General features: G+C 64.9%; 27 protein-coding genes and 1 pseudogene. 10 read left to right on the forward strand and 18 right to left on the reverse strand.

Annotation, left to right across the window (positions count from 1 at the left end; genetic code table 11):
* Positions 1 to 3 precede the first annotated feature (3 nt).
* The 8 genes from H8A95_RS12525 to coxB form a co-directional block, all read right to left on the reverse strand.
* On the reverse strand, positions 4 to 768 hold the full coding sequence (locus H8A95_RS12525; protein WP_229183422.1) for an SURF1 family protein: 765 nt from the start codon (positions 766 to 768) through the stop codon (positions 4 to 6).
* The gene (locus H8A95_RS12530; RefSeq protein ID WP_163159550.1) at positions 765 to 1,151 is read right to left on the reverse strand and encodes a DUF983 domain-containing protein; all 387 of its coding nucleotides are present in this window, start codon (positions 1,149 to 1,151) and stop codon (positions 765 to 767) included. The genes H8A95_RS12525 and H8A95_RS12530 overlap by 4 nt, the downstream gene beginning before the upstream one ends.
* A gap of 204 nt (positions 1,152 to 1,355) precedes the next feature.
* Positions 1,356 to 2,252: a cytochrome c oxidase subunit 3 gene (locus H8A95_RS12535; RefSeq protein WP_229183424.1), complete on the reverse strand. Its 897-nt coding sequence runs from the start codon at positions 2,250 to 2,252 to the stop codon at positions 1,356 to 1,358.
* A 106-nt stretch (positions 2,253 to 2,358) separates the two neighbouring features.
* Positions 2,359 to 2,988 (reverse strand): cytochrome c oxidase assembly protein, encoded by a 630-nt coding sequence (locus H8A95_RS12540; RefSeq protein WP_229183426.1) that lies wholly within the window; start codon positions 2,986 to 2,988, stop codon positions 2,359 to 2,361.
* Positions 2,989 to 2,993: 5 nt separating this feature from the next.
* Positions 2,994 to 3,158 carry a CoxF protein gene (locus H8A95_RS12545; protein WP_212012421.1) on the reverse strand — a complete coding sequence of 55 codons (165 nt, stop codon included), beginning with the start codon at positions 3,156 to 3,158 and terminating at the stop codon, positions 2,994 to 2,996.
* Between the two features lie 38 nt (positions 3,159 to 3,196).
* Complete coding sequence (locus H8A95_RS12550) at positions 3,197 to 4,135, reverse strand: heme o synthase (RefSeq protein WP_229183428.1); 939 nt, start codon at positions 4,133 to 4,135, stop codon at positions 3,197 to 3,199.
* 63 nt (positions 4,136 to 4,198) lie between these two features.
* On the reverse strand, positions 4,199 to 5,815 hold the full coding sequence (gene ctaD, locus H8A95_RS12555; RefSeq protein ID WP_163159555.1) for a cytochrome c oxidase subunit I: 1,617 nt from the start codon (positions 5,813 to 5,815) through the stop codon (positions 4,199 to 4,201).
* A 95-nt stretch (positions 5,816 to 5,910) separates the two neighbouring features.
* Positions 5,911 to 6,750, reverse strand: coding sequence for a cytochrome c oxidase subunit II (coxB, locus tag H8A95_RS12560; protein ID WP_229183430.1), 840 nt, complete (start codon positions 6,748 to 6,750; stop codon positions 5,911 to 5,913).
* Between the two features lie 658 nt (positions 6,751 to 7,408).
* Here coxB and H8A95_RS12565 point away from each other — a divergent pair.
* Positions 7,409 to 7,906, forward strand: coding sequence for an invasion associated locus B family protein (locus H8A95_RS12565; protein ID WP_229183452.1), 498 nt, complete (start codon positions 7,409 to 7,411; stop codon positions 7,904 to 7,906).
* A 21-nt stretch (positions 7,907 to 7,927) separates the two neighbouring features.
* Here H8A95_RS12565 and H8A95_RS12570 read toward each other — a convergent pair whose 3' ends face one another.
* Genes H8A95_RS12570 through H8A95_RS12580 form a run of 3 tightly spaced genes read right to left on the reverse strand, consistent with a single transcriptional unit; the run spans position 7,928 to position 9,460 of the window.
* Complete coding sequence (locus H8A95_RS12570; RefSeq protein ID WP_229183432.1) at positions 7,928 to 8,521, reverse strand: TlpA family protein disulfide reductase; 594 nt, start codon at positions 8,519 to 8,521, stop codon at positions 7,928 to 7,930.
* A 32-nt stretch (positions 8,522 to 8,553) separates the two neighbouring features.
* Positions 8,554 to 9,057: a DsrE family protein gene (locus H8A95_RS12575; RefSeq protein ID WP_229183434.1), complete on the reverse strand. Its 504-nt coding sequence runs from the start codon at positions 9,055 to 9,057 to the stop codon at positions 8,554 to 8,556.
* Positions 9,058 to 9,067: 10 nt separating this feature from the next.
* Positions 9,068 to 9,460: a DoxX family protein gene (locus H8A95_RS12580; RefSeq protein ID WP_229183435.1), complete on the reverse strand. Its 393-nt coding sequence runs from the start codon at positions 9,458 to 9,460 to the stop codon at positions 9,068 to 9,070.
* Positions 9,461 to 9,576: 116 nt separating this feature from the next.
* Between H8A95_RS12580 and H8A95_RS12585 the strand changes: the two genes are divergently transcribed.
* The 5 genes from H8A95_RS12585 to H8A95_RS12605 all read left to right on the forward strand — a co-directional run bounded on the left by H8A95_RS12585 (position 9,577) and on the right by H8A95_RS12605 (position 13,670).
* Positions 9,577 to 10,032, forward strand: coding sequence for a winged helix-turn-helix transcriptional regulator (locus H8A95_RS12585; RefSeq protein WP_338027835.1), 456 nt, complete (start codon positions 9,577 to 9,579; stop codon positions 10,030 to 10,032).
* Between the two features lie 278 nt (positions 10,033 to 10,310).
* Positions 10,311 to 11,735 (forward strand): metalloprotease TldD, encoded by a 1,425-nt coding sequence (gene tldD, locus H8A95_RS12590; protein WP_229183436.1) that lies wholly within the window; start codon positions 10,311 to 10,313, stop codon positions 11,733 to 11,735.
* Positions 11,735 to 12,505 carry a signal peptidase I gene (gene lepB, locus H8A95_RS12595; RefSeq protein WP_229183437.1) on the forward strand — a complete coding sequence of 257 codons (771 nt, stop codon included), beginning with the start codon at positions 11,735 to 11,737 and terminating at the stop codon, positions 12,503 to 12,505. The genes tldD and lepB overlap by 1 nt, the downstream gene beginning before the upstream one ends.
* 146 nt (positions 12,506 to 12,651) lie before the next feature.
* Positions 12,652 to 12,993 (forward strand): MmcQ/YjbR family DNA-binding protein, encoded by a 342-nt coding sequence (locus H8A95_RS12600; RefSeq protein WP_229183438.1) that lies wholly within the window; start codon positions 12,652 to 12,654, stop codon positions 12,991 to 12,993.
* Between the two features lie 110 nt (positions 12,994 to 13,103).
* Complete coding sequence (locus tag H8A95_RS12605; protein WP_229183439.1) at positions 13,104 to 13,670, forward strand: nucleotidyltransferase family protein; 567 nt, start codon at positions 13,104 to 13,106, stop codon at positions 13,668 to 13,670.
* Positions 13,671 to 13,734: 64 nt separating this feature from the next.
* On the opposite strand, the gene H8A95_RS12610 is transcribed toward H8A95_RS12605, so the two are convergent.
* The 3 genes from H8A95_RS12610 to H8A95_RS12620 form a co-directional block, all read right to left on the reverse strand.
* Positions 13,735 to 14,289, reverse strand: a complete 555-nt coding sequence (locus tag H8A95_RS12610) for a PAN domain-containing protein (protein ID WP_229183440.1) — start codon at positions 14,287 to 14,289, stop codon at positions 13,735 to 13,737.
* Between the two features lie 153 nt (positions 14,290 to 14,442).
* On the reverse strand, positions 14,443 to 15,813 hold the full coding sequence (locus H8A95_RS12615; RefSeq protein WP_229183441.1) for a glutamate--cysteine ligase: 1,371 nt from the start codon (positions 15,811 to 15,813) through the stop codon (positions 14,443 to 14,445).
* Positions 15,814 to 15,906: 93 nt separating this feature from the next.
* Positions 15,907 to 16,419 carry a MarR family winged helix-turn-helix transcriptional regulator gene (locus H8A95_RS12620; protein ID WP_229183442.1) on the reverse strand — a complete coding sequence of 171 codons (513 nt, stop codon included), beginning with the start codon at positions 16,417 to 16,419 and terminating at the stop codon, positions 15,907 to 15,909.
* A 130-nt stretch (positions 16,420 to 16,549) separates the two neighbouring features.
* On the opposite strand from H8A95_RS12620, the gene gstA reads away from it, so the two are divergent.
* Complete coding sequence (gene gstA, locus H8A95_RS12625; protein ID WP_229183443.1) at positions 16,550 to 17,167, forward strand: glutathione transferase GstA; 618 nt, start codon at positions 16,550 to 16,552, stop codon at positions 17,165 to 17,167.
* A gap of 254 nt (positions 17,168 to 17,421) precedes the next feature.
* Positions 17,422 to 17,706 (forward strand): hypothetical protein, encoded by a 285-nt coding sequence (locus H8A95_RS12630; RefSeq protein WP_229183444.1) that lies wholly within the window; start codon positions 17,422 to 17,424, stop codon positions 17,704 to 17,706.
* Between the two features lie 401 nt (positions 17,707 to 18,107).
* Here the strand turns inward: H8A95_RS12630 and H8A95_RS12635 are convergent, their stop codons facing one another.
* From H8A95_RS12635 to H8A95_RS12650, 4 genes are all read right to left on the reverse strand, one after another.
* Positions 18,108 to 20,321, reverse strand: a complete 2,214-nt coding sequence (locus tag H8A95_RS12635) for a 3-hydroxyacyl-CoA dehydrogenase NAD-binding domain-containing protein (protein WP_229183445.1) — start codon at positions 20,319 to 20,321, stop codon at positions 18,108 to 18,110.
* Positions 20,322 to 20,340: 19 nt separating this feature from the next.
* Positions 20,341 to 21,540 carry an acetyl-CoA C-acetyltransferase gene (locus tag H8A95_RS12640; protein ID WP_229183446.1) on the reverse strand — a complete coding sequence of 400 codons (1,200 nt, stop codon included), beginning with the start codon at positions 21,538 to 21,540 and terminating at the stop codon, positions 20,341 to 20,343.
* A 73-nt stretch (positions 21,541 to 21,613) separates the two neighbouring features.
* Positions 21,614 to 23,401 (reverse strand): acyl-CoA dehydrogenase C-terminal domain-containing protein, encoded by a 1,788-nt coding sequence (locus tag H8A95_RS12645; protein ID WP_229183447.1) that lies wholly within the window; start codon positions 23,399 to 23,401, stop codon positions 21,614 to 21,616.
* A gap of 108 nt (positions 23,402 to 23,509) precedes the next feature.
* Positions 23,510 to 23,926, reverse strand: coding sequence for a nuclear transport factor 2 family protein (locus H8A95_RS12650; protein WP_229183448.1), 417 nt, complete (start codon positions 23,924 to 23,926; stop codon positions 23,510 to 23,512).
* A 156-nt stretch (positions 23,927 to 24,082) separates the two neighbouring features.
* Here H8A95_RS12650 and H8A95_RS12655 point away from each other — a divergent pair, with 156 nt between their 5' ends.
* On the forward strand, positions 24,083 to 24,670 hold the full coding sequence (locus H8A95_RS12655; protein WP_229183449.1) for a PadR family transcriptional regulator: 588 nt from the start codon (positions 24,083 to 24,085) through the stop codon (positions 24,668 to 24,670).
* Positions 24,671 to 24,945: 275 nt separating this feature from the next.
* Positions 24,946 to 25,521: pseudogene (locus H8A95_RS12660) on the forward strand (hypothetical protein); the annotation flags it as partial.

Below are 25,521 nucleotides of genomic sequence, written 5' to 3' on the forward strand. Positions count from 1 at the left end.
GCCCTAACCTGTCTTGCGCCGCTGACCGCGCCACCACAGGCCGAACGCGGTCGTGACCGCGGCGGCGAGCGAGAACCAGGTGATGGCGTACTGCATGTGGTCGTCCTTGAGCCGCACCTTGAGCGGCCCCGGCTTCGGCGTGCCGCTGTCTGGCACCGGTGCCTCGAGGTCGATATAGAACGGCGCGACCGGTCCCCAGCCGAGCGCTTGCGCCATCGCGCGATGATCGCGCACGAACCACAGCCGGTTCGCCGGATCTTCCTTGGGCGTCAGCCGGCCCGGCGGCTCGGGAAAGCGGATATAGCCAGTGAGTTCGACCGGCGTGCCGGTGACGAGGCGCCCAGTGACGCGATCCTCGAAGGCGCGATCCTGCATCGTGTTCTGGACGAAGCCGGTGTTGATCACGACAGTCTCGCCGCTGGCGAGCTTCGCCGGCAGGAACGCCCAGGTGCCGGGTCGCGAGATGTCGTCGCGCACCGCGGAGCCGGAGCTGAACACCATCGCATCCGGCTGCTTGGCGTAGGTCGCGGTCAGGGTGACGCGGCGGAATTCATCCTTGGCCGAAGTCACCGTGGGCCATGCCGATGGCGGCGGCAGCGCCTCGGTCGGAGCGGCCAGCCGGGCCTCGAGTGCAGCGATCAGCGCATGCTTCTCGACCCGGCGCTGCAGTTGCCAGACGCCGAGCGCGATGAACACCGCGATCAGGATCAACGTGAAAATGCCGAAGCCGGCCGCGCTCGGCCGATGGGTCGTGGTGGTCTCATTCATTTCGGGTCGCGCTCGATCAATTGGCCTTCGGCGGCCTTGTGGTGGAATTGCAGCGCGATCAGCAGCGCCTTCATCGAACGCAGCGGCAGGATCGTGGTCACCACGATCAACGGCAGCCACAGCGCCGCATGCACCCAGAACGGCGGCTGGTACTTCACCTCGACGATCAGCGCCGCCGCGACCACGATGGCGCCGGCCAGCATGATGACGAAGATCGCCGGTCCGTCACCGGCATCGATGAAGGCGAAGTCGAGGCCGCAGGCCTGGCAGCGCGGCGCCAGCGTCAGGAAGCCGGAATAGAGCTTGCCCTTGCCGCAGCGCGGACACCGGCAGGCGATGCCGCGGAGCGCGCTCTCGGTCACAGTGGGCGGGGTGTCCGTCATTTGGTTCCTTCTCCCTCTCCCCTTGTGGGAGAGGGTGGCGAAATCGAGCGGAGCGAGATGTAGCCGGGTGAGGGGTCTGTCTCCGCGGATAGAGACCCCTCATCCGGCGCGGATTACATCCGCGCCACCTTCTCCCACAAGGGGAGAAGGAAAAAGAAAGGGGCGGCCATTCGGCCGCCCCCTGTTAGCACGTCGGCCTGCGCTTTAGTGGGCGCCGTGGGCCATGGTCTCGGCGCCGTGGCCCCAGACGTAGATGCAGATGAACAGGAACAGCCAGACCACGTCGACGAAGTGCCAGTACCAGGCTGCAAACTCGAAGCCCAGATGCTGCTTCGACGTGAAGTGGCCGGCATAGGCGCGGATCAGGCAGACCAGCAGGAAGATGGTGCCGACCAGCACGTGGAAGCCGTGGAAACCGGTCGCCATGAAGAAGGTCGCACCATAGACGTTGCCGCCGAACGAGAACGTCGCATGGGCGTACTCATAGGCCTGCACGCAGGTGAACAGGGCGCCGAGGATCACGGTGAGGATCAGGCCCTGCTTGAGGCCCTGGCGGTCGTTCTCCAAGAGCGCATGGTGTGCCCAGGTGACCGTGGTGCCCGAGGTCAAGAGCAGCAGCGTGTTGAGCAGCGGCAGATGCCAGGGATCGAAGGTCTCGATGCCGTGGGGCGGCCAGGTGCCGGGAACGGAGCAGGCGCCCATCGCCGTGCCGGCGCCGCAGCCGAACACCGCATCGCGCGTGGCGTGCACCGCATCGGCCGGGAACAGCGCCGAGTTGAAGAAGGCCCAGAACCAGGCGACGAAGAACATCACCTCGGAGGCGATGAACAGGATCATGCCGTAGCGGTGGCTGATTTGCACCACGCGGGTGTGGTCGCCCTTGTACTGGGCTTCCTTGATCACGTCGCCCCACCAGCTCGCCATCGTGTAGAGCACGCCGATGGTGCCGACGCCGAACACGATCGGGGCGGCGGAGAACATGTGGTGCATCCAGCCGATCGCACCGAGCGCCATGATGAAGGCCGAGACCGAGCCGACCACCGGCCACGGGCTCGGGTCGACGAGATGATAGTCGTGATGCTTGACTTGCGCCTCAGCCATTGCCGTCTCTCCATTCGCGTGCCGCAAGGCACGTCTTAATCTTGAATTCCAATCTCATCAGCATGATCTTCTCGGAAAACCGGTCCCCACTTTTCCGGATCATGCTCTAGCCGCCCTTGCGCTGCTCCGCCTCGCCCGCCGCCACGGGCTTCGGCGCGGCGTCGCGCACGGGGAAGAAGGTGTAGGACAAAGTGATGTTCTTCAGCGTGTCGTTCTCGCTGTCCTTGGCCAGCGCCGGATCGACATAGAACACCACGGCCATCTCGCGCTTTTCGCCCGGCGCCATGGTCTGTTCGGTGAAGCAGAAGCAGTTGATCTTCTGGAAATAGGCGCCGACCGTCAGCGGCGCGACGTTGTAGGACGCCTGAGCGGTCGTGGTGCGCGCCGACTGGTTGGTGACGGTGTAATAGACCGTGACGACCTGGCCGATCTTGACGTCGATATTGTTCTGCTCCGGCTCGAACTTCCAGGGCAGGCCCGGCGCGACGTTGGAATCGAAGCTGACCGTGATGGTGCGCGCGAGCGGCGCATCCGAAGGCACCGAGGTCGCGACCTGGGTGGTGCCGTTGAAGCCGGTGGTGCGGCAGAACCAATTGTAGAACGGCACCGCTGCGTAGGACGCGCCGACCATCAGCACCACGACGAAGCCGCAGATCGAGGCGACCAGTGCGTCGCGCGTCAGCATGCGGCGCGTAACCTTGGCGCCCTCACTTTGCTGCGGTCCCTGGTTCGCCATCTCGTTCACAGCGGCCGCACCAGCACGGCTGGCCCCTTGACGAGGGTGACGGCGAAGAACAGCACGACCATGACGCCGAGCGCGAGCGCAATGGCGATCGAGCGCTGGCGGCGGCTCTTGAGCTGCGCCTCGGTGAGGACGATGCCTTCTGGTTCGTTCTTGTCGTCCATTGGTATCCCGTGCGCCCCCATCTCGCCCCCCGGCGTCCCTACCCGATGAAGACAGGCAGGATCGCGCGGACCACGACCTCGGCGAGGAGGACGGCGAACAGCGCGAACAGATAAAGGATCGAGAAGGCGAACAGCCGGCGCGTGGCGCGGTTGGCCGCAACACCCTCGCGGCGGCAATAGACCTCGATCGCGAGCCACAGCATGCCGGCGCCAAGCACCAGCGAGGTGACGCCGTAGATCGCGTCGAAATAGCCGAGCGGCCACGGCGCCAGCGCAACCGCGACCAGCACGATGGTGTAGAGCAGGATCTGCAGCCGGGTCGCGTCGGGTCCGGCGACGACCGGCAGCATTGGGATGCCGGCGCGCGCGTAGTCGTCGCTGCGGAACAGCGCCAGCGCCCAGAAGTGCGGCGGGGTCCAGAAGAAGATGATCAGGAACAGCAGCATCGGCTCGACCGAGAGCGAGCCGGTCGCGGCGGCCCATGCCACCACCGGTGGCAGCGCGCCGGCGGCACCGCCGATCACGATGTTCTGCGCGGTCCAACGCTTCAGCAGCATCGTGTAGATCACGGCGTAGAAGAAGATGGTGAAGGCAAGGAGTGCGCCCGCCACCCAGTTGACCAGGATGCCGAGCGTCATCACCGAGAAGAAGGCGAGCGTCAGGCCGAAGGCGGCCGCCTCGGCCGGGGTGATCCGGCCGCGCGGGATCGGTCGGTTGGCTGTGCGCGTCATCAGCGCGTCGACATCAGCCTCATAGGCCATGTTGAGCGCGCCGGAAGCGCCGGCGCCGACCGCGATGCAGAGGATCGAGGTGAACGCCAGCACCGGATGCACGTGCACCGGCGCAATCATCAGCCCGACCAGCGCGGTGAAGATCACCAGCGACATCACGCGCGGCTTCAAGAGCGCGATGTAGTCGCCCACTTCGGCCTCGGAGATCCGGGGCAGCTCAATGGCGTTGTGATCGACAACCGACAAGATCAGGTCTCACTTCTCTTCAAAAGGCGCGGCGCACCCATGGTGCGCCGCGTTGTCTTGGACTTACTGCACGCGGGGCAGCACTTCGAACTGGTGGAACGGCGGCGGCGAGGTCAGCGTCCACTCCAGCGTGGTCGCACCCGCACCCCACGGATTGTTCGCGGCCTGCTCCTTGCGGACGAAGGCATCGATCACGCCGTAGATGAAGATCAGGACGCCGAAGCCGGAGATGTAAGAACCGTACGAAGAGATCAGGTTCCAACCGGCGAACGCATCCGGATAGTCGACGTAGCGGCGCGGCATGCCCGATAGGCCGAGGAAATGCTGCGGGAAGAACACCAGATTGACGCCGACGAAGGTGAACCAGAAGTGGGCCTTGGCGATCCGCTCCGAGTACATGTAGCCGAACATCTTCGGGAACCAGTAGTACCAGCCGGCGAAGATGCCGAACACGGCGCCCAGCGACAGTACGTAGTGGAAGTGCGCCACCACGTAATAGGTGTCCTGCAGCACGCGGTCGACGCCTGCATTGGCCAGCACGACGCCGGTGACGCCGCCGACGGTGAACAGGAAGATGAAGCCGACGGCCCAGATCATCGGCGCTTTGAACTCGATCGAGCCGCCCCACATCGTGGCGATCCAGGAGAAGATCTTCACGCCGGTCGGTACCGCGATCACCATCGTGGCGGCGACGAAATAGGCCTGCGTCGCCGATGACATGCCGACGGTGTACATGTGGTGCGCCCACACCACGAAGCCGATGCCGCCGATCGCGACCATGGCGTAGGCCATGCCGAGATAGCCGAACACCGGCTTGCGCGAGAAGGTGGAGACGATCTGGCTGACCATGCCGAAAGCGGGCAGGATCAGGATGTACACTTCGGGGTGACCGAAGAACCAGAACAGGTGCTGGAACAGCACCGGGTCGCCGCCGCCGTCAGCCGCAAAGAAGGTGGTGCCGAAATTGCGGTCGGTCAGCAGCATGGTGATCGCACCGGCGAGCACCGGCAGCGACAACAGCAGCAGGAACACCGTCACCAGGATCGACCACACGAACAGCGGCATCTTGTGCAGGGTCATGCCCGGCGCGCGCATGTTGAAGATCGTGGTGATGAAGTTGATGGCGCCGAGGATCGATGAGGCACCGGCGAGATGCAGCGACAGGATCGCGAAATCGACCGCCGGACCGGGATGGCCCGAGGTCGACAGCGGCGCATACATGGTCCAGCCCGCACCGACGCCGTTGGCGCCCGGCTCACCCTCGACGAAGGTGGAAAGCAGCAGCAGCGCGAACGAGGCCGGCAGCAGCCAGAACGAGATGTTGTTCATGCGCGGGAACGCCATGTCCGGCGCGCCGATCATCAGCGGCACCATCCAGTTGCCGAACCCGCCGATCATCGCCGGCATGACCATGAAGAAGATCATGATCAGGCCGTGCGAGGTCACGAACACGTTATAGGTGTGCGTCTCGTGGAATATCTGGACGCCCGGGTACATCAACTCGGCACGGATCGCGATCGACATCGCAGCGCCGATGACGCCCGCGATCACCGCAAAGATAAGGTACATCGTACCGATATCCTTGTGGTTCGTGGAGTAGAGATAGCGCCGCCATCCGGTCGGATGGTGGGCGTGATCATCATGGGCGTGATCGTCGTGTGTCGCTGCGCCTGTCGCCATGTTCAAAATCCTGCCTTGCAGTCCCTCTCGGACCTTGCGGTCCCGTCGCCCTTATTCCATCCGCGCCGCAAGCCCTGGGCCTAAACCCTTGGGGCTTACTGCGCCGCCTGACCAGCCGAGGCGTAGGAATTCGCCGGGTTGGTCGCAAATTTCTTCTTCGCCCCTTCAACCCAGGTCGCGAATTCCTGGTCGCTGACGACCCTGACCGCGATCGGCATGAAGGCATGGTCCTTGCCGCACAGTTCCGAGCACTGGCCGTAGAACACGCCGGTCTTGGTGGCCTTGAACCAGCTCTCGTTGAGGCGGCCGGGGATCGAGTCGATCTTGACGCCGAAGGCCGGCACCGCGAACGAGTGGATCACGTCGGCACCGGTGGTCTGGATGCGGACAACCTTGTTGACCGGGACCACCATCTCGTTGTCGACGCCGAGCAGACGGGGCTGCTTGTCCCTGTCGAGCAGCGAATCGAACTCGAACTTGCCGTTATCCGGGTAAGCATAGGACCAGTACCACTGCTTGCCGGTGACCTTCACGGTGAGGTCCGGCTTCGGCACGTCGAGCTCCAGGAACAGCAAGCGGAACGACGGCACCGCGATGCCGACCAGGATCAGCACCGGGATCAGCGTCCAGGCCACTTCGATCAGGGTGTTGTGGGTGGTCTTGGAGGGGACCGGGTTGGCCCTGGCGTTGAACTTCACCACCACGATGACCAGAAGCGCCAGCACGAACAGCGTAATGACGGTGATCAGCACCAGCAGGAAATTGTGAAACCAGATGATGTTTTCCATTACCGGGGTCGCGGCTTCCTGCAGCGTGTGCTCCCACGGCGCCGGCTGCCCCATTTCGGCGAAGGCCGATCCCGCAGCGACTGACGCCACACTCGCTACCGCCAACCCCAGCAATTGCCTGCCCAACCGGCCAATCGACATCTTCATGCCGCTCGCGCTCCCTTGCATTATTCCCCAAAGCACCTCCGGCATGTGGCCGAAAATGCAGCACGATCCGCCCTGACAAACGGCCTTCCGGACATACCCGTCTCTGAGTCAAGGTGGGTACGGGAGCCAGATCGCTAGAACGCGTCGAAATCCAGCCTCTCAAACCATAATTCTCAGGCGCTCGCAATGCAGTAGTGGGGCCGAAAGCCATGCGCCTGCGATGAAGCTGCCGCTTGCGATTTTTCCCGCAAAATCAAGCGAAAGTCGCCGAAACGCCGCCGCACGCAGTTGACAGGGGGATTACCGGATGTAGGCACAGACGGGATAGCCCACAGGAACCTGATTCGCTGCGGGCTGCCGCAATCCGGCGCGGGAATGGCTTCAAGATCGCCTTCAAGGCGCCGTCATTGCGGTATCAGTCGGCTAACGAGCACGATCCGGAACAGGGACAGCCGGTTTCCGAAAAGATCATGCTCAAACAAAGAGATGAGATCACGGTGCGATTTTCAAGGCGCATCATGATCGGGCGTGCTAGCGGCGGCCGGGCGGACGGCTGGACCGACCTAACATCAAAGGATCGACCCGGATGGGCGCTTCGAACATTCAGGCCAGAGCTTTGCAGGCCAGAGCTTTGCAGGCCAAAGGTTTGCGTTTGACGATGGCCGGCTGGCTCGGCGGCCTCGTGATTCTGGCGCTCTGCCTCGGCGTGACCCGGCCCGCGAACGCGCAAGGCGCGGTGCGCTCGGTCCATGGCGACTGGCAGATTCGCTGCGACACCCCGCCCGGCGCCCAGGCCGAGCAATGCGCGCTGATCCAGAGCGTGGTAGCCGAAGACCGCTCCAATGCCGGCCTGACCGTGATCGTGCTGAAGACCGCCGACCAGAAGAGCCGCCTGATGCGTGTGGTCGCCCCGCTCGGCGTGCTGCTGCCCTCCGGCCTCGGCCTGAAGCTCGACAATCAGGACGTCGGCCGCGCCGGCTTCGTCCGCTGCCTGCCCAATGGCTGCGTCGCCGAGGTCGTGATGGATGACAAGCTGCTTGGCCAGCTCAAGAACGCCAAGACCGCGACCTTTATTATCTTCGAGACCCCGGAAGAGGGCATCGGCTTTCCGCTCAGCCTGAACGGCCTGGCGGAGGGCTATGAGAAGTTGCCCTAGGCAGACTGCTGCGCGGCAAGCTCACCGCCCGCCGCCCGCATAATAATCGAACAGCCCGCTCGCCTCCGCGGACAGCCAGTCCGCCTCACCCGTCATGTAACCCTCGACCTGGCCCGTGACGCCGATCAGGAATGAGATCGGCATGCCGTAGAGCGCGAACGGCGTATCGACCTCGGCGGCATCGACGCGCGAGACCAGACCGCCCGGATCGAAGCCTATCGCGAGGTGGCGGAGCTTGAACTGCTTGACGTAGGGCGCCACCAGCGCGCGGTTGCGATCGGTGCTGACAGCGACGACCTTAAGGTCGCTGCGGCCGCTTGCGGCGAGCCGGTCCAGCATCGGCAGCTCGGTCCGGCACGCCGCGCACCAGGTGGCCCAGAAGTTCACCAGCACCAACTTGCCCTTGAACGCGGTAAGATCGAGCGCACCTCCGGCAAGCGCCGGGATCGCCACCGGCGGCACCGGGCGGGCGCCTTGCACTAGCGTGTACTGATGCCGGATGGAGCCGAATTGCGGCGGTCCCGACGCTGCGCGTACCGGCATCGCGAACGCGGCGCCGGTGCCGATCATGCCGGCGACGACGGCGCGGCGGGTGGGCGTTCGAACAGGCGTCATGACGGATTCTTCCCTTGCACTATCCGCATCGCTCACGACCGGATGTAGGACCAGCCGGCTTCCTGCAATTCGATGATGTGCCCAGGCCCGTTCGGCACCAGGTCGACATTGTCGAGCAGCACCAGCGGATGTCCCTCGGCGCGCTCCATGCCGAGCTTGGTGGCCTCGCAGACCACGAAGCGGATGTCCGGCGTCAGCCCCCGCACCACCCGCAGCAGCTCCTTCACCGGCGAGGTATCGACGCGCAGCATGTGGACGCCGGCATTGTAGGCGACGATCTCGATCTCGAAAGGCTCGTTGCGCTCCCGATAATATTTCGGGAGGTTGAGCGCCGTCGAGATCAGCGCCCGCATCGTGGTCGGATCGTCGCTGTTGATCGGCAGCACCACATGATGCACGCGCGGCTCGGGCTTCTTCGGTTCTGGTTTGGAGACCGCCGCGACCGAGCCGGTGAGCAGCAATGTCGCGGCGAACGGCACCGCGAATGCCAGTACGAGCCCCGCGGCAACCGTCAGGAGGCAGCGACTAAGACGCATCGCGGCCACCTCACGGCGCACTCGCGAGCAGGGCGAATTGGCTGCGCTTGGCGTAGGCGACGATCGCGCTCAACGTCAGCAGCACAAGGGCGGGCACCGGCGAGCCGCCGACCACGAACAGATGCGTGATGGTGGCGCCGACCATGATGCAGCTCAGCAGCACGCCGCCGAAGGCCGCGACCGGGGGCAGGAGGATCAGGATGGCGCCGATCAGCTCCAGCGACCCGGTGAAGTAGCGGAACCACTGGCCGAGCCCGATATGCTCGAATTCCTCGACAAGCACCGGCACGCCGTACAGCTTGGCGGCACCCGCGGCGGCAAAGGCCAAAGCGAGCAGTCCCCTGACGACCCACAGGGTGACGGATTTCCAGCGCGACGGCGCCGCGGCAACAGCAACTGACATCGATAGCTCCCGAGAGGTTCGAAACTGCACCGCGCGCCCACCTGCCCGCGGCTTCCGATGCATTAAATTCGGGAGTAAGATGAAAAGAACAAGTAGGATGCATTTTGTGAGGTAGTATGAAAAAACTGACTATTGAGGCTGCCGAGCCTCCGGCGGCGGCGTCCGAGCCGTGTAACGGCGACCTGTCGGCGCAGTTTCATCGCGCACTGTCGGTGCTGGCCGGGAAATGGAAGGGCGACATCCTCTGGCAGCTGGTCGACCGCAAGCGGCGGTTCGGCGAATTGCGCCAGTCGATCCCCGGCGTGACCCAGCATATGCTGACCACCCAGCTGCGCGATCTCGAGGCCAACGGCCTGGTGAAGCGCACGGTCTATCCCGAGGTGCCGCCGCGGGTCGAGTACGAGATGACGCCATCGGCCAAGGCGCTGAAGCCGGTGTTCGACGAGCTGTACCGGTGGGCGCAGGAGCACGGTTTTCCGACCTCGGCGCAGGGTGCCGCCCAGCCCAAGCCCGAACCGTCGGGCGATGGCGATTTACCCGAAAGCCAGCCGCGGAAGGCCGGGCGGCGCTGAAGGTGATGACGACAAGGTGACAACCGCGCGGGGCTGCCGTGATCGACGGCATGGTCGCAGGCACTCCCGGTTTGGCACCCAAACCACTATCTTTGGCGATCGCCGTCCGGGCCTGAACCGGGACCGGCGCAGGTTTCCGGGTTGTAAGATGAGTTTTCCGCTCGTCTCTGCTTCAATCGGCCCGAAATCCCTTCTTCCGGGTTCCGCACTGGCAATCAGTTGCGCTTCAGGCAAGGATGACAAGGAATGCCAAGGAATCGCATTGCGTCGGAGTGACCATGACCAATCCCGCCACGACCTCCCTGCTCGACCGCGCCAATCTCGATCGCGATGCCGTCCGCCGCGAGGTGGCCCGCGGCCTTGAAGGCGCCGATGATGGCGAGCTGTTCCTGGAGTTCGGGCAGACCGAGGCGCTGGTGTTCGACAATGGCCGGCTGAAGCAGGCGACCTACGACACCTCGCAGGGCTTCGGCCTGCGCGCGGTCAAGGACGACGCCGTCGGCTATGCGCATTCCTCCGATGTCTCGATCCCGGCGCTGATCCGCGCGGCGGATGCGGTCGCCGCGGTGCGCGGCGGCTATGCCGGCAGCTTTGCCGCGGCGCCGGCGCATACCAACGTCAAGCTTTACGGCGACGAGAACCCGCTGGATGGCCCGGCGTTCGAGGCCAAGGTCAAACTGCTCGGCGAGATCGACGCCTATGTCAGGGACAAGGATCCGCGGGTGCGGCAGGTCTCGGCCAGCCTCACCGCGACCTGGCAGGTCGTCGAAATCCTGCGGCCCGACGGCGAGAGCTATCGCGACATCCGGCCGCTGGTGCGCGTCAATATCTCCGTCGTCGCCGGTCAGGGCGACCGGCAGGAGAGCGGCAGCAAGGGCTATGGCGGCCGCGAGGGCTATGCCCGCTTCATCGAGACCAAGGCCTGGCGCGACGCCGCCGACGGCGCGCTGCGCGAGGCGCTGGTCAATCTCGAATCGGTGCCGGCACCGGCCGGCGAGATGGACGTCGTGCTCGGCGCCGGCTGGCCCGGGGTGATGCTGCATGAAGCCGTCGGCCATGGGCTCGAAGGCGATTTCAACCGCAAGCAGACCTCCGCCTTCGCCGGCCTGATGGGCAAGCAGGTCGCGGCCAAGGGCGTCACCGTGGTCGATGACGGCACCATGGCGTCGCGCCGCGGTTCGCTTTCAATCGACGACGAGGGCACGCCGACCAACCGCACCGTGCTGATCGAGGACGGCATCCTGGTCGGCTACATGCAGGACCGCCAGAATGCCCGCCTGATGGGGATGAAGCCGACCGGCAACGGACGCCGGCAGAGCTATGCCCATGTGCCGATGCCGCGCATGACCAACACCTACATGTTGTCGGGCGACCGCGATCCGGCTGAGATAATCGCCTCGGTGAAGAACGGCATGTATGCCGCCAATTTCGGCGGCGGCCAGGTCGACATCACCTCGGGCAAATACGTGTTCCAGTGCACCGAGGCCTACAAGATCGAGAACGGCAAGCTCGGCGCGCCGCTGAAGGGGGCCATGCTGATCGGCAATGGACCGACCGATCTCCACAGGATCACCATGATCGGCAACGATCTTGCGCTGGATACGGGAATCGGCACCTGCGGCAAGAACGGCCAGGGTGTGCCGGTCGGCGTCGGCCAGCCGACGCTCAGGATGGAACGGATTACGGTCGGAGGAACTGGCTAGTGAGCAGCGGAAACGAAGTCGTGGCGGCCAAGCCGACCAGCTGGCGCGGACAGGCCGTGCAACTGGCTGCGATCGTGGCCGTCGTGTTCCTCGCCAAGGGCGCGATCGCCGAGCCGTTCTACGTGCCGTCGGGCTCGATGGAACCGACGCTGCTGATCGGCGACGCACTGGTCGCCTCGAAATTCCCCTACGGCTACGGCGCGGCGTCGCTGCCGATCCAGATCACGCTGCCGGAAACCGGCCGCGTGTTCGGCGAGACGCCGAAGCGCGGCGACGTCGTCGTGTTCCGCTGGCCGGGCGATCGCTCGCAGGCCTGGGTCAAGCGCGTCGTCGGGCTGCCCGGCGATCGCATCCAGATGCGACAGGGCCAGCTCTTCATCAACGATCATCCGGCAGCGCTGAAGCCCGACGGCACCGGCTTTGCCGAGGACGATCGCGGCGGCGGCGAGGACGCCTACCGTTATATCGAGACGCTGCCGAACGGCGTCAGCCACGCGATCTTCAAGATCCGCGACAACGGCCGGCTCGACAACACCGCCGAGGTGACGGTGCCGCCGGGCCAATTGTTCGTGCTCGGCGATAACAGAGACAATTCCGCCGACAGCCGCGTGCCGGTGCGCGACGGCGGGGTCGGCCTGTTGCCGATCGACAATCTGATCGGCCGCGCCGACGCCGTGGTCGGCTCCTGGGACATGGGCATCCGCAGCCAGCCGGTCTGGACCTGGCTCTCCGGCTTCCGCCTCGCGCGCTTCTTCACCTCGGTGCAGTAAAACGCCTTCGCTCTTTCCGTCATGGCCGGGCTTGACCCGGCCATCCACGACTTTCCTGCCTTCTGGTCGCCGAAGACGTGGATGCCCGGGACAAGCCCGGGCATGACGATGGGGATAGAGAACCCCTCCATGGGAGAGCATGCGCCGTGACCTTCGACGACGTCAGGCACATCGCGCTGGCGTGGCCGGAGGTCGAGGACGGCTCCTCCTACGGCACACCGGCGCTGAAGGTGCGCAAGAAGATGCTGGTGCGGCTCAAGGAGGACGGCGACAGCCTGGCGATGCCCGGCGTGCCGCCCGATGAGCGCGACATGCTGGTCGAGAGCCAGCCCAAAGTCTTCTACTTCACCGATCACTACCGCGATTATCCGACCGTCCTGATCCGCCTCTCGAAGGCCAAGCGCCAGACCGTCGAGCCGTTGCTGCGCCGGCACTGGCGCTCGCTGGCGTCGAAGAAGGCGGTCAGGGATTACGACGCGATCGGGTAATAGTTTCTCGTCATTGCGAGCGCAGCGAGGCAATCCATGTCACGGCATAACGGATCGATGGATTGCTTCGTCGCTCCGCTCCTCGCAATGACGCGGAGAGATATGGAAGCATGACCTCAGACCAATTCCTCACAGCCGCGCTGCGCAACCCGGTCAATCGAGCCATCGTCGACGAGCTGGACCGCCTCGGCCTGCCCGATGCGTGGCTGGTGGCTGGCTGCCTGGTGCAGAGCGTGTGGAACGTGCTGACGAAGCGGCCGCTCGATCACGGCATCAACGACTACGATGTCTTCTATTTCGATCCGGATACGTCGTGGGAGGCCGAGGACGCCGTGATCCGCGACCTCGCGGCGCGGCTCGGCCACCTCGGCGTCGCGATCGAGGTCCGCAACCAGGCCCGCGTCCATCTCTGGTATCCCGGCAAGCACGGCGTGCCCTACCCTGCGCTGTCGCGCTCGACCGAGGGCATCGATCGCTTCCTCAGCGCCAACGTGCAGGTCGGCATCCGCCGCAGCGCGGACGGCTACGACGTCTATGCGCCGAAAGGCTTTGGCGATGTCGCCGGCATGATCGTGCGGCCGAACCGGACCGCGAATTTTTCCGTGGCGAACTATGCGACGAAGGCCACACGCTGGAAGGCGCTGTGGCCGGAGATCACGGTGCTGGCAGCGGAATAGCCCGTCGTCCCTGCCTAGTGCGCAATTGCGCACTAGGCAGGGACGACAGATGTGTGTGTGGCCTCTATCGCACCACGCCCGACGTGAACCCCGCCTTGCGGCGCGGCGGCTTGATCTCTTTCTTCAGGAAGCAATGCGCGTCGCGGCCGGCATAGCCGGGCCGGGCGTAGGTCCAGGCGCGGCATTTGTTGTCGGCGGTGCAGGCGGCCTGGCAGGCCTCGTCGCCGTCGCTGCTCTTCAGTTCGAAATTCTTGTAGTCGCCGCCAAGGCGGTCGATCGAGGTTTCGATGGCGCCGCTGCGCGGCTCGACCACGCCCGCGCCGCGCACCCCGGAGACACAGCAGACGTCCTGCACCCGCGGCGGCACGCTGTTCTTCAGCCAGCACACCGCGCCGTTGTTGGCGTCGGTCGGATAGTTGAAGCTCCAGGCCCGGCAGCGGCGGTCGCGCTCGCAGGTCAGCGCGCAATCGGCGGGATCGCCGGTCGTGACCGGCGCGCTCGAATAGTCACCACCGGGACGGTCGAAATTGGTCTGCGCCAATGCCGGGCGCGCGACGACAACGGCCAACAGCGCCGCGAACATCACCACATACGCCCTAAAGTGGCGGCCTATCCCCATGAGATTGCTTTCAAATTCGCGCAGCCCCGTGCATTCCGCGGGGCGTCATTTGAACGCCATGAACCTGTACGGCTGATGAACGGCGCTGCGGCGGCAGGTGCGAGGGCACCGCCATCCGGGCGCGAAGCGCGCCCGGATTTGGGGTAAGCAGGATTAGAAGGCGTACTCCTGATAGGCCGGCTCCACCGAGCCCTTCCAGGGGCCGTTGAACTTCTCCAGCATCTCTTCCGCCGGCGAGCGGCCGGTCTCGATGATGCGCTCGAGCGGTTCGAGGAAGCGGCTTTCGTCGCGTCCGAGATGGTCGATCCGGCCGCGCCGCCGCAATCCGGCATGCGACAGGATCAGGCACTCCTTGGCGATCTCGAACAGATAGCGATCCTTGATCCGCGACTTGAAGCCGAAGCGCGGCACGTCGTCGCGCAGCGCTTGCCGCTCCGGCGCGGTCCAGTGGCGCACGATGTCCCAGGCGGCATCGAGGCTGTCATTGTCGTAGAGCAGCCCGACCCAGAACGCCGGCAGCGCCGGCAGCCGGCCCCACGGCACACCGTCGGCGCCGCGCATTTCGAGGTAACGCTTCAGCCGCACCTCGGGGAAAATCGTCGAGAGATGATTGGCCCAGTCCGACAGGGTCGGGCGCTCGCCGGGGAAAGCGGCATTCTTGCCGGCGAAGAAATCGCGGAACGAGGAACCGGAGACGTCGATATATTCCTCGCCGCGCTTGACGAAATACATGGGAACGTCGAGCGCGTAATCGACATAGCGCTCGTAGCCCATGCCGTCCTCGAATGCGAACGGGATCATGCCCGAGCGGGCATTGTCGGTGTCGCGCCAGATCTCGGAGCGGAACGACAGGAAGCCGTTGGGCTTGCCTTCGGTGAACGGCGAATTGGCGAACAAAGCCGTCGCGATCGGCTGCAGCGCCAGCGACACCCGCAGCTTCTTCACCATGTCGGCTTCGGAGGAGAAGTCGAGATTGGTCTGCACCGTGCAGGTCCGGAACATCATGTCGAGGCCGTATTTGCCGACCTTCGGCATGTAGTTTCGCATGATCTTGTAGCGCCCCTTCGGCATCACGGGGATCTGCTCCCGCGACCAGGACGGCGTCATGCCGAGGCCGAGGAAACCGATGCCGAGCGGGGTTGCGATCTCCCGCACCTGCGCCAGATGCGCCATCAATTCCGACTGGGTCTGATGCACGGTTTCGACCGGCGCGCCCGACAATTCGAACTGCCCGCCCGGCTCGAGCGAAATCGCGCCGCCGCCGGTGACGTCATAGAGCCCGATGATGTTGCCGCGCTCCATGATCGGCTCCCAGCCGAGCAGGAGCTTCATGCCCTCGAGCAGCGCGCCGATGCCCTTCGCGCCTTCATAGGGCACGGGCTGGTGGCCCTCGAGCGTGAACGGGGTCTTCTCGTGCTCGGTGCCGATCCGGAATTCGGACTCGGGTTTCACGCCGGCTTCAATCCATGCCACGAGTTCGTCGCGCGATTGCAGCGGCGTCATGTCGATCTGGTCACGCGCCATAGAAAATCCAACTCAAAGGCGCTTCGATCGAAGTCGCGCGGTGGCAGGGACATCCGTGGGCCACAACGGCCGCGGATGATGGGATCAGGACTATCATCGGACAGGCACGCCGTCTCGCGCGGGCGCAGCCTTGGTATCGCTCTTTGCATCGGCCTTGACGTCGTCGCAGGAACAGCCGAGACGGTCGAGCAGACCGCACAGCCTGGTCGCGTCGGCATCGGACAGTTTCGAGCCGACATGCTTGTCGATCGCCGTGGAATAGGCGCTCCACATCTTCTTCTGGAGCTCGCGACCGGCCTCGGTGATCTCGACGAACTGGCCGCGCTTGTCGATCTTGCATTCGCGCCGGGCCGCGAGTCCCTCATCGACCAGCTTGTCGATCAGCCGCGACGTCGAATATTGCGGGATCAGCATCTGGCGCTCGAGCTCGACCGGGCGCAGCTCACCCGACGGCGCGCGCGACAGCTCGAGCAAGGCGTCATACCAGGCGAGCGGCGGATAGCCGGCTTTCTTCAGATCCTGCTCGACGCAGTCCAGCACCCGGCTCGGCACCCGCATCAGGCGGATCCAGGCGGCCGTCGCCTCGCTCGATAGCTTGCGTTTCATGGTCTAGCCCATAAGGTCCCGGCACCGACTGTACCGCACTGAATGCATCTGCATCAATCTTGACTATTTCATGCAGGTGCATGTAGGCAATCCCTCTCTGGACGCCAAGAACAAGGGAAGGAATACCCCCATGAAGCTTTATTACTCCCCCGGTGCCTGCTCCCTCTCCCCCCACATCGCCCTGCTCGAGGCCGGCCTGCCCTACGACCTGGTCAAGGTCGATCTGCGCGCCAAGAAGCTCGAAAACGGCGACGATTTCCTGCAAGTGAACCCCAAGGGCCAGGTGCCCGCGCTGGCGCTGGATACCGGCGAGATGGTCACCGAAGGGCCGATCATCATCCAGATGATCGCCGACCGGGTCGCCGACCGGAAGCTGGCGCCCGCTCGAGACTCCAACGAGCGCTACAAGCTGCTCGAATGGCTGAACTACATCACGACCGAGCTGCACAAGAATCTCGGCCCGATGTTCTCGCCCGTGCTCGCCGACGACGCCAAGGCCTTCTTCAAGGACCGCGCCATGGGCAAGTTCAAATATGTCGAGAGCCAGCTCGCCGGACGCGAATATTTGATGGGCAACCAGTTCACGGTCGCCGACGGCTACCTCTTCACCATGATCATGTGGGCGCAGGACCGGCTCGGCTTCGACTTCTCCGGCCTGCCGAACGTGACCGCCTACAAGGCCCGCGTCGCGGCGCGCCCGAAGGTGCAGGAAGCGCTGAAGAAGGAAGGCCTGCTGAAGGCGGCCTGAGCCTACCCACCATCAATCGAAAGAGCCGGATCAGCCGATCCGGCTCTTTTTGCGCCGCCGGTTGTCATTCTTCGGCAACCGGAGGTGGAACGTCTCAATTTGACCTGCATTGTACCGGTTAATACTAAGTCGGCGTACTTCCGGCTGAGGGCGTAGCTGTCCTTGTTCGTGCGATCCAACTGACCGACTATGACCTGCGGCGCGCCCTCCGCTCCAACGGGTCTGAAAATGTGACGATCGCCTCGACGCTTTTGTTGGCCAGCACGCTCGTCGGGCTGGCCACCAGTTTGTACTTTCGGGTTTGGACATTGATGCTGGTGTCGCCGCTGATCGCGGTGCTCGCGGCCATCGTGCTCCAGTCCGACGGCTATGCCTTTGCCACCGGCGCCCCGATCGTCGTCGCCTGCCTCGCATTCAACCAGATCGCCTATCTCGCCGGCGCCTTGCTGTCGCCGGACAATGACGGCTCAGTGGCGGAAGAAATCGACGGCATTCCAGGCCGCGGCCGCGAGCACAAGGTCCACGGCCAGAACGAGTAGCACCAGGCCGGTCCACGACGGACCCTTGCCCCGCAAGCGCAACAGATTCCGACGTCGTGGCGGCAGAAGCGGGGTGGATGGCCTCGCCGCGGTCTCAGCGGCACCTTCCTTGAGCACAGCACGCATTGCACGACACCCCAGCCTGATCGTCGTCTTGCTGATCGTCTTGGCGATCGACCAGCAAGAGTGATGCCAGCAGCGTGGTGCGAGTGGGGAGCAAGCGTGGCGGGACTTTGACCGCCGTGACCGTCACGCAACAGGATCAAGTCGGATCGATGACCGGCCCATTCTGGTTTCGTCATTGCGAGCGGAGCGAAGCAATCCATTCCTCCGCCTGCTGAGGCATGGATTGCTTCGTCGCGTTGCTCCTCGCAATGACGCTGCCAGAGACTACCCCCGGACTACGCCGCCTGCTTCTTCGGCGGGAAGCGGCCGTAGAAGGTTTCGCCCTTGGCGGCCATCTCCTCGAGCAGCTTCGGCGGCGTGAAGCGCGAGCCGTACTTCTTCTCGAAGGCGTGGCAGAGCGCGACGAAGTTCTTGGTGCCCATGAAGTCGATGTAGGACAGCGCACCGCCGGTGAACGGCGCGAAGCCGAAGCCCAGGATCGAGCCGACATCCGCCTCTCGCACGTCGGTGATGACGTGATCCTCGACGGTGCGCGCGGCTTCCACCGCCTGCACCACCAGGAAGCGCTGCTTCAGCTCCTCGACGCTGAGCGTGTCGGGATCGAGCTGCTTCGGCTGCAGATTGGCGAGCCCCGGCCACAGGCTCTTCTGACCCTTGCCCTTTTCGGGATAGTCGTAAAAGCCCTTGCCGTTCTTGCGTCCGAAGCGACCCTGCTTCTCGACCATCTCGACGATCAGCTTCTTCTGCGCCTGGTCGATCGCATTGGGGCCGAGATCGGCCTCGGTCGCCTTGGTGATCTTGAGGCCGAGATCGAGCGCGACTTCGTCCTGCAAAGACAGCGGCCCGACCGGCATGCCGGCCATCTTGGCGGTGTTCTCGATCATCGCCGGCGGCACGCCTTCGAGCAGCATCTCGTTGCCCTCGGAGATGTAGCGCATCACGCAGCGGTTGGCGAAGAAGCCGCGGCTGTCGTTCACCACAATCGGCGTCTTGCCGATCGCGCGGACATAGTCGAGCGCGGTCGCCAGCGCGACGTCGCCGGTGTTCTTGCCCAGGATGATCTCGACCAGCATCATCTTCTCGACCGGCGAGAAGAAGTGGATGCCGATGAACTTGCCCTGGTCCTTGAACTCCTCGGCCAGCGAGTTGATCGGCAGGGTCGAGGTGTTGGAGGCGAAGATTGCGCCCGACTTCAGCAGCGGCTGTGCCTTGGCATAGGTGTCGGCCTTGACCTTGCGATCCTCGAACACCGCCTCGATGACGAGGTCGCACTCCGAAATCACGTTGTAGTCTGCCGTGGCGGAGATGCGCGCCAGGATGGCATCGGCCGCCTCCTGCTTCATCCGCCCCTTGGCGATCAGGCCGTCGACCACGGTCTTGGCGTGGCCTTTGCCCTTGTCGGCGCTTTCCTGGTCGCGATCGACCAGCACGACGTCGATGCCGGTCTGCGCCGAGACATAGCCGACGCTGGCGCCCATGAAGCCGGCGCCGATCACGGCGAGCTTCTTCACCTTGGTCGGCGGCACGCCCGCCGGGCGGCGCGCGCCCTTGTTCAATTCCTGCATCGACAGGAACAGCGAGCGGATCATCGCCGCCGCTTCCTTCGAGCGCAGCACGTTGGTGAAGTAGCGCGACTCGACCCGCAGCGCGGCGTCGATCGGCAGCTGCAGGCCTTCATAGACGCAGCTCATGATGGCGCGCGCGGCCGGATAATTGTCGTAGGTCTCGCGGCGATAGATCGCGTTGCCGGCCGGGAACATCTGCATGCCCATCTTGGAGAAGACGGGGCCACCGGGCAGCTTGAAGCCCTTCTCGTCCCACGGCGCCACGGCCTTGCCGCCGCCCTTGATCCAGTCCTTGGCGGCCTTGATCAGGTCGGCTGCGGGCACCACGGCGTGAATCAGGTTGAGCGCCTTCGCACGCGTGAGATTGACGGCCTCGCCCTTGAGCAGCAATTGCATCGCGTCCTGCGGCGACACCAGGCGCGGCACGCGCTGGGTGCCGCCGGCGCCGGGGAACAGGCCGACCTTGATCTCGGGCAGGCCGAGGCGAGTCCTGGGGTTCTCGGCCGCGACGCGGTAGTGGCAGGCCAGCGTGATCTCGAAGCCGCCGCCGAGCGCGAGCCCGTTGATCGCCGCGACCCACGGCTTGCCCGAGGTCTCGATCGCGCGGAACGACAGCGACATCTGGCGGCTCTGCTCGAACAGCATCTGGTTCGCGGCTTCCTCGCCCTTCTCCTTGAAGAGCTGCGCGTAGCTGCGGTTCATGCCCTCGAGCATCGAAAGGTCGGCGCCGGCGCAGAACGCCTCCTTGGCCGAGGTGATCACGACGCCCTTGATCGCGGCATCGCTGGTCGTCTGCTTGATGATCTCGCCGATCTCTTGCGTGGAGACCTCGTCGAACACGTTCATCGAACGGCCCGGGATGTCCCAGGTGACGAGTGCGATGCCGTCGGCGTCAACGTCGAATTTGAAATTCTTGTAAGCCATGTTGCTCGCTCCCCTCGCCTCAGACGCGCTCGATGATGGTGGCGGTGCCCATGCCGCCGCCGATGCACAGCGTGACCAGCGCCGTTTCCTTGTTGGTACGCTCGAGCTCGTCGAGCACGGTGCCGAGGATCATCGCGCCGGTCGCGCCGAGCGGATGGCCGAGTGCGATCGCGCCGCCATTGACGTTGATCTTGGCGTTGTCGATGTCGAACGCCTGGATGTAGCGCAGCACCACCGAGGCGAACGCTTCGTTGAGCTCGAACAGATCGATGTCCGACTTCTTCATGCCGGAGCGCTCGAACAGCTTTTCGGTGACGTCGACCGGGCCGGTTAGCATCATCGCGGGCTCCGATCCGATATTGGCGAACGCGCGAATCTTCGCGCGCGGCTTCAGGCCGTGCTTGGCGCCTGCCTCCTTGCTGCCGAGCAGCACCGCGCCGGCGCCGTCGACGATGCCGGAGGAATTGCCGGCGTGATGCACGTAATTGACCTTCTCGACCTCGGGGTGCGACTGGATCGCCACCGCGTCGAAGCCGGCCATCGCCGCGAACGACGGCTGCAGCTGCGCCAGCGACTGCATCGTCGTGGTCGGGCGCATGTGCTCGTCCTTGGCGAGGATGGTCAGGCCGTTGACGTCCTTGACCGGTACCACCGATTTGTTGAAACGGCCTTCATCCCAGGACTTCGCCGCGCGCTGCTGGCTCTGCACCGCGTAGGCGTCGACGTCATCGCGCGAAAAACCGTATTTGGTGGCGATCAGATCGGCCGAGATGCCCTGCGGCATGAAATAGGCCGGCACTGCCATCGAGGGATCCATCGGCCAGGCGCCGCCGGAGGCGCCGATGCCGACGCGGCTCATCGATTCCGCGCCGCCGCCGATCACGAGCTCATGCTGGCCGCTCATGATCTGGGCCGCGGCGAAGTTCACGGCATCGAGGCCGGAGGCACAAAAGCGGCTGATCTGCACGCCCGGCACCTTCTCGCCGAGACCGGCGTTCAGCGCGGCAAAGCGCGCGATGTCGGAACCGGCCTCGCCGACCGGATCGACCACGCCGAGCACGACGTCGTCGACGGAGTTTTCGGGAAGATTATTGCGTTCCTTCAGCGACTTCAGCGGCACCGTGGCGAGCGCCAGCGCGGTGACCTCGTGCAGCGCGCCGTCGGCCTTGCCGCGGCCGCGCGGGGTACGAACGTGATCGTAGATGTATGCCTCAGGCATGACGCCCTCCTTGATATGAGGATCATAATATAGACGGAAGGAAGCGCCGCCGCAGCAATGCGACGGCAAATATTCAGAACGCTTCCGCGGCCAGTTCCATGGTGGTGGCGCTGCCGCTCTGGATCCGCGCCAGATGCACGGCAGTCTCCGGCAGCAGCCGCTCCATGAAGAAGCGGCCGGTCACGAGCTTGGTGTTGAGGTAGGGCGTGGCGCCGGCGGCGGCCTTGTCCTGCGCCACCTTGGCCATCTTCGCCCACATGTAGCCGAGCGCGACGAGGCCGAACAATTTCATGAAGTCGGTCGCGGCTGCCCCGGCATTGTCGGGCTTGGTCAGCGCGTTCTGCATCAGCCAGCCGGTGGCCTGCTGCAAATGGCCGAGCGCGGCGGAAAGCGGGGTGATGAACGGCTTCATCGCCTCGTCGGCGCCGTGCTCCTTGGCGAAGGCTGTGACCTCGCCGAAGAACGCCATCGCGGCGCGGCCGCCGTCGCGCGGCAGCTTGCGGCCGACCAGGTCGAGCGCCTGGATGCCGTTGGCGCCCTCATAGATCATCGCGATGCGGGCGTCGCGGACGAACTGTTCCATGCCGTGCTCGGCGATGTAGCCATGGCCGCCGAACATCTGCTGCGCCGAGACCGTGTTGGCGAACCCGGTGTCGGTCAGAACGCCCTTCAGCACCGGCGTCATCAGGCCCATGTGGTCGTCCGCGGCCTGACGATCCTTCGGATCGTTGGAGCGGTGCGCGACGTCGCTCTTCAGCGCGGTCCACACCACCATGGCGCGTGCCGCCTCGTTGAAGGCGCGGATGGTGAGCAGCGTACGGCGCACGTCGGGATGCACGATGATCGGATCGGCCGGCTTGTCGGCCGCCTTGACGCCGGTCAGCGAGCGGCCCTGCAGACGCTCGCGCGCATAGGCGACCGCGTTCTGATAGGCGACCTCGGACTGCGCCAGGCCCTGCACGGCGACGCCGAGGCGGGCCTCGTTCATCATCACGAACATGCCCTGCATGCCCTTGTTCTCTTCGCCGATCAGCCAACCGGTGGCGCTGTCGTAGTTCATCACACAGGTGGAATTGCCGTGGATGCCCATCTTGTGCTCGATCGAGCCGCAGCTGACGCCGTTGCGCTGCCCGAGCGAGCCGTCGGCATTGACCAGCACCTTGGGAACGACGAACAGCGAGACACCCTTGATGCCGGCCGGCGCGCCTTCGATGCGCGCCAGCACCAGATGGATGATGTTCTCGGTGAGATCGTGCTCGCCGGCGGAGATGAAGATCTTGGTGCCCGTGATCTTGAAGCTGCCGTCGGCCTGGCGCACCGCCTTGGTGCGGAGCAGGCCGAGGTCGGTGCCGCATTGCGGCTCGGTCAGGTTCATGGTGCCGGTCCACTCGCCGGCGATCATCTTCGGCACATAGGTCTTCTTCTGCTCGGGGGTGCCGTGCACCAGGAGCGCCGCGGTCGCGCCCATGGTCAGCCCGCCATACATCGAGAACGCCATGTTGGCGGAGATCTGGAATTCGTTGACCGCCTGCGAGAGCGTCACCGGCAGCCCCTGGCCGCCGAATTCGGTCGGCGCCGAGAGGCCGAGCCAGCCGCCTTCGGCGACCTGCTTGAAAGCGTCCTTGAAGCCGTTCGGCGTGGTGACGCTGCCGTCGTCATTGCGCTTGCAGCCTTCGAGATCGCCGGTGCGATTGAGCGGCTGCAGCACCTCTTCGCTGAGCTTGGCGGCCTCGCCGAGGATCGCCTCGCGCACATCGGCCGACGCATCGGTGAAGCCGGGAAGGTTGCCGTAGCGGTCGATCTGGAAAACGTCGTTCAACAGGAAGCTGACGTCTTCGACGGGGGCTTTGTAGGTTGGCATGCTGATCTCCCGGCTGGCTCGCGGTCGCATTCACGACCGATGCTGCGCAGCGTGTCCTTGGGTTTGTTGGAGCGGACCTTATCTGGTTCGGCGGGCCAGCGGCAGGTCCTAGCGAGACTGTGATTGCGACGTTGCGCCGCTCTGCTTCATCAACTCCTCGGCCATCATCCGATGCAGCAGGTTGATCGCCTTGAGCGGACGCACCATTACCTTGAAATGCGTGATCCGGCCGTCAGCATCGAACGTGATGATGTCGACACCGTTGAGCTTGATGCCGTCGATCTCGTTCTCGAACTCGAGCACGGCGCCGGTGTCGTTGCGCCATTCGCCGAGATATTTGAAGGTCGGGCCGCCCAGCACCTTGGCGGCGCTGGTCAGATATTTGAAGGTGATGTCGCGGCCACGCTGCGGCGTGTGCACGACCGGACTTTCGAACACCGCCTCGGGATGCAGCAGATCCCACAGAGCGGCGGTGTCGTGGGACTTCATGTAGGCGTACCACTTGTCGAGGCCCGGCTTGCTCATTCGGACGTCTCCTGCGGCGGGGGTTTATGAACATCGGCCGCGCGCGACAAGACGGCACGCCGATCACCATATGCATATTGACGCATATGCACAGTTGCGCATAAAGTCAAGCGAACTTCAGAATGGCCGATTTGGGAACTGAGATGGAGGTGGGCGTTGGCACTCGGTGACGCAATCCTCGCCTGCCTCACGGAACGTCCGATGACGGGCTATGAGCTCGCCAAGACGTTCGACGCCTCGATCGGCTTCTTCTGGAAGGCCGACCATCAACAGATCTACCGCGAGCTCTCCCGGCTGCGCGACAAGGGCCATGTCCAGGGCCGCGAGGTGGTGCAATCCGGCAAGCCGAACAAGCTGGTCTACACGCTGACGGCCGAGGGCCGCGCGGCGCTGAAGCACTGGGCGGCGCGGCCCAGCGTTCCGCCCTCGATCAAGGACGATTTGCTGGTCCGGCTCTACGCGCTCGACTGCGTCGACATCGAACCGCTGCGCACCGACCTGATGGCGCGGCTGGAGCATCACCGCGATCGCTATGAGCGCTACGAGCGTCTGCTCAACAAGCGCTTTCCCGACGGCACCGCGCCGCCGGCCGATATCGGCAAGATGCTCGGGCTTCGCATCGGGATGCGCCATGAGCGCGTCGTGGTGGAATGGTGCGAGGAAGCGCTCGACGCGATCTCGGCGATTTCGGGTCGCGGCAATGTGCTGTCGCTCGACGACGGCAAGCGCGAAGGCAACGGCTAGCAACAAATCTCACGTCATCCGCGCGCGCCATCACGCGAAGCGGAATCCGCTTTGCCTGGGAACGACAGGCCTGTCCTGATCCGGCGCAACAGGTTCCCGGATTCCCTAACTTTAAGGCCCTCCGGCCGCATTCCTTAACCCGTTATTTACCGTGACGGGAAAAAGTCAGCAGCTGAAGCAGACGACCAGCGCAGAATTCGATTGTCTCTTAACGGGAATGCGCGGGGAGGCTGCGGGCGCAGAGTATGGCGCCGGAGTCGGGACCGGACGGAATCATGAATTCGCGCGTATCGTGGAGTGTTGACGGCATCGATCCCTCCGTCCGCGACAGGGCCGAGGCGGCTGCGCGCCGCGCCGGCATGTCGCTGAACGACTGGCTCAATTCCACGGTCGGCGAACCGAGCCCGCCGGATTGGCGCATGGCGTCCGAGCAACGGCAGCCGATGCCGAGCCGGGAAAGCCGCGAGGTCGCGGATATCCACCAGCGGCTCGACGCGATCACCCGCCAGATCGAACAGATTGCAAAGCCGTTGACGCGCGCCGAAGCCGTGCGCGCCGAAGTGCCGCGCGGCCAGCCCGCCGTCGCACGGCAATTGAACGAGGCGATTTCGCGCCTCGATGCGCGGCTGTCGCAGATTTCGCGGCCGCAGCCGGCGCGCGAGTCGCAGCCCCAGCCGATGCGCGAAGCGCAGATGCAGCGGGAGCCGCAGATGCAGGACCGGCAACTGGAGGAAAGGCTACGCCAGGCGGAAGCCGTCGAGCGCGCCGCAGCCCAGGTCTATCGTCCCTCGCCGCCGCTGAGCCCGGCGTCGTTCGATTCCGCGATCGCGGAAATTGCGCGCGCCAGAACG

This window comes from Bradyrhizobium oropedii, assembly GCF_020889685.1.
Classification (GTDB): domain Bacteria; phylum Pseudomonadota; class Alphaproteobacteria; order Rhizobiales; family Xanthobacteraceae; genus Bradyrhizobium; species Bradyrhizobium oropedii.

Excerpts from the sequence above, each read along its gene's own strand:
- H8A95_RS12580 (WP_229183435.1), bottom strand. The coding sequence starts at position 9,460 with ATGTCAGTTGCTGTTGCCGCGGCGCCGTCGCGCTGGAAATCCGTCACC.
- H8A95_RS12640 (WP_229183446.1), bottom strand. The coding sequence starts at position 21,540 with ATGCCTGAGGCATACATCTACGATCACGTTCGTACCCCGCGCGGCCGC.
- H8A95_RS12530 (WP_163159550.1), bottom strand. The coding sequence starts at position 1,151 with ATGACGGACACCCCGCCCACTGTGACCGAGAGCGCGCTCCGCGGCATC.
- H8A95_RS12605 (WP_229183439.1), top strand. The coding sequence starts at position 13,104 with ATGACCTCAGACCAATTCCTCACAGCCGCGCTGCGCAACCCGGTCAAT.
- H8A95_RS12545 (WP_212012421.1), bottom strand. The coding sequence starts at position 3,158 with ATGGACGACAAGAACGAACCAGAAGGCATCGTCCTCACCGAGGCGCAG.
- H8A95_RS12620 (WP_229183442.1), bottom strand. The coding sequence starts at position 16,419 with ATGAAACGCAAGCTATCGAGCGAGGCGACGGCCGCCTGGATCCGCCTG.
- H8A95_RS12570 (WP_229183432.1), bottom strand. The coding sequence starts at position 8,521 with ATGACGCCTGTTCGAACGCCCACCCGCCGCGCCGTCGTCGCCGGCATG.
- gstA (WP_229183443.1), top strand. The coding sequence starts at position 16,550 with ATGAAGCTTTATTACTCCCCCGGTGCCTGCTCCCTCTCCCCCCACATC.
- H8A95_RS12565 (WP_229183452.1), top strand. The coding sequence starts at position 7,409 with ATGGCCGGCTGGCTCGGCGGCCTCGTGATTCTGGCGCTCTGCCTCGGC.
- H8A95_RS12525 (WP_229183422.1), bottom strand. The coding sequence starts at position 768 with ATGAATGAGACCACCACGACCCATCGGCCGAGCGCGGCCGGCTTCGGC.
- coxB (WP_229183430.1), bottom strand. The coding sequence starts at position 6,750 with ATGAAGATGTCGATTGGCCGGTTGGGCAGGCAATTGCTGGGGTTGGCG.
- H8A95_RS12645 (WP_229183447.1), bottom strand. The coding sequence starts at position 23,401 with ATGCCAACCTACAAAGCCCCCGTCGAAGACGTCAGCTTCCTGTTGAAC.
- H8A95_RS12540 (WP_229183426.1), bottom strand. The coding sequence starts at position 2,988 with ATGGCGAACCAGGGACCGCAGCAAAGTGAGGGCGCCAAGGTTACGCGC.
- H8A95_RS12585 (WP_338027835.1), top strand. The coding sequence starts at position 9,577 with ATGAAAAAACTGACTATTGAGGCTGCCGAGCCTCCGGCGGCGGCGTCC.
- H8A95_RS12615 (WP_229183441.1), bottom strand. The coding sequence starts at position 15,813 with ATGGCGCGTGACCAGATCGACATGACGCCGCTGCAATCGCGCGACGAA.
- H8A95_RS12635 (WP_229183445.1), bottom strand. The coding sequence starts at position 20,321 with ATGGCTTACAAGAATTTCAAATTCGACGTTGACGCCGACGGCATCGCA.
- H8A95_RS12575 (WP_229183434.1), bottom strand. The coding sequence starts at position 9,057 with ATGCGTCTTAGTCGCTGCCTCCTGACGGTTGCCGCGGGGCTCGTACTG.
- H8A95_RS12610 (WP_229183440.1), bottom strand. The coding sequence starts at position 14,289 with ATGGGGATAGGCCGCCACTTTAGGGCGTATGTGGTGATGTTCGCGGCG.
- H8A95_RS12535 (WP_229183424.1), bottom strand. The coding sequence starts at position 2,252 with ATGGCTGAGGCGCAAGTCAAGCATCACGACTATCATCTCGTCGACCCG.
- ctaD (WP_163159555.1), bottom strand. The coding sequence starts at position 5,815 with ATGGCGACAGGCGCAGCGACACACGACGATCACGCCCATGATGATCAC.
- tldD (WP_229183436.1), top strand. The coding sequence starts at position 10,311 with ATGACCAATCCCGCCACGACCTCCCTGCTCGACCGCGCCAATCTCGAT.
- H8A95_RS12650 (WP_229183448.1), bottom strand. The coding sequence starts at position 23,926 with ATGAGCAAGCCGGGCCTCGACAAGTGGTACGCCTACATGAAGTCCCAC.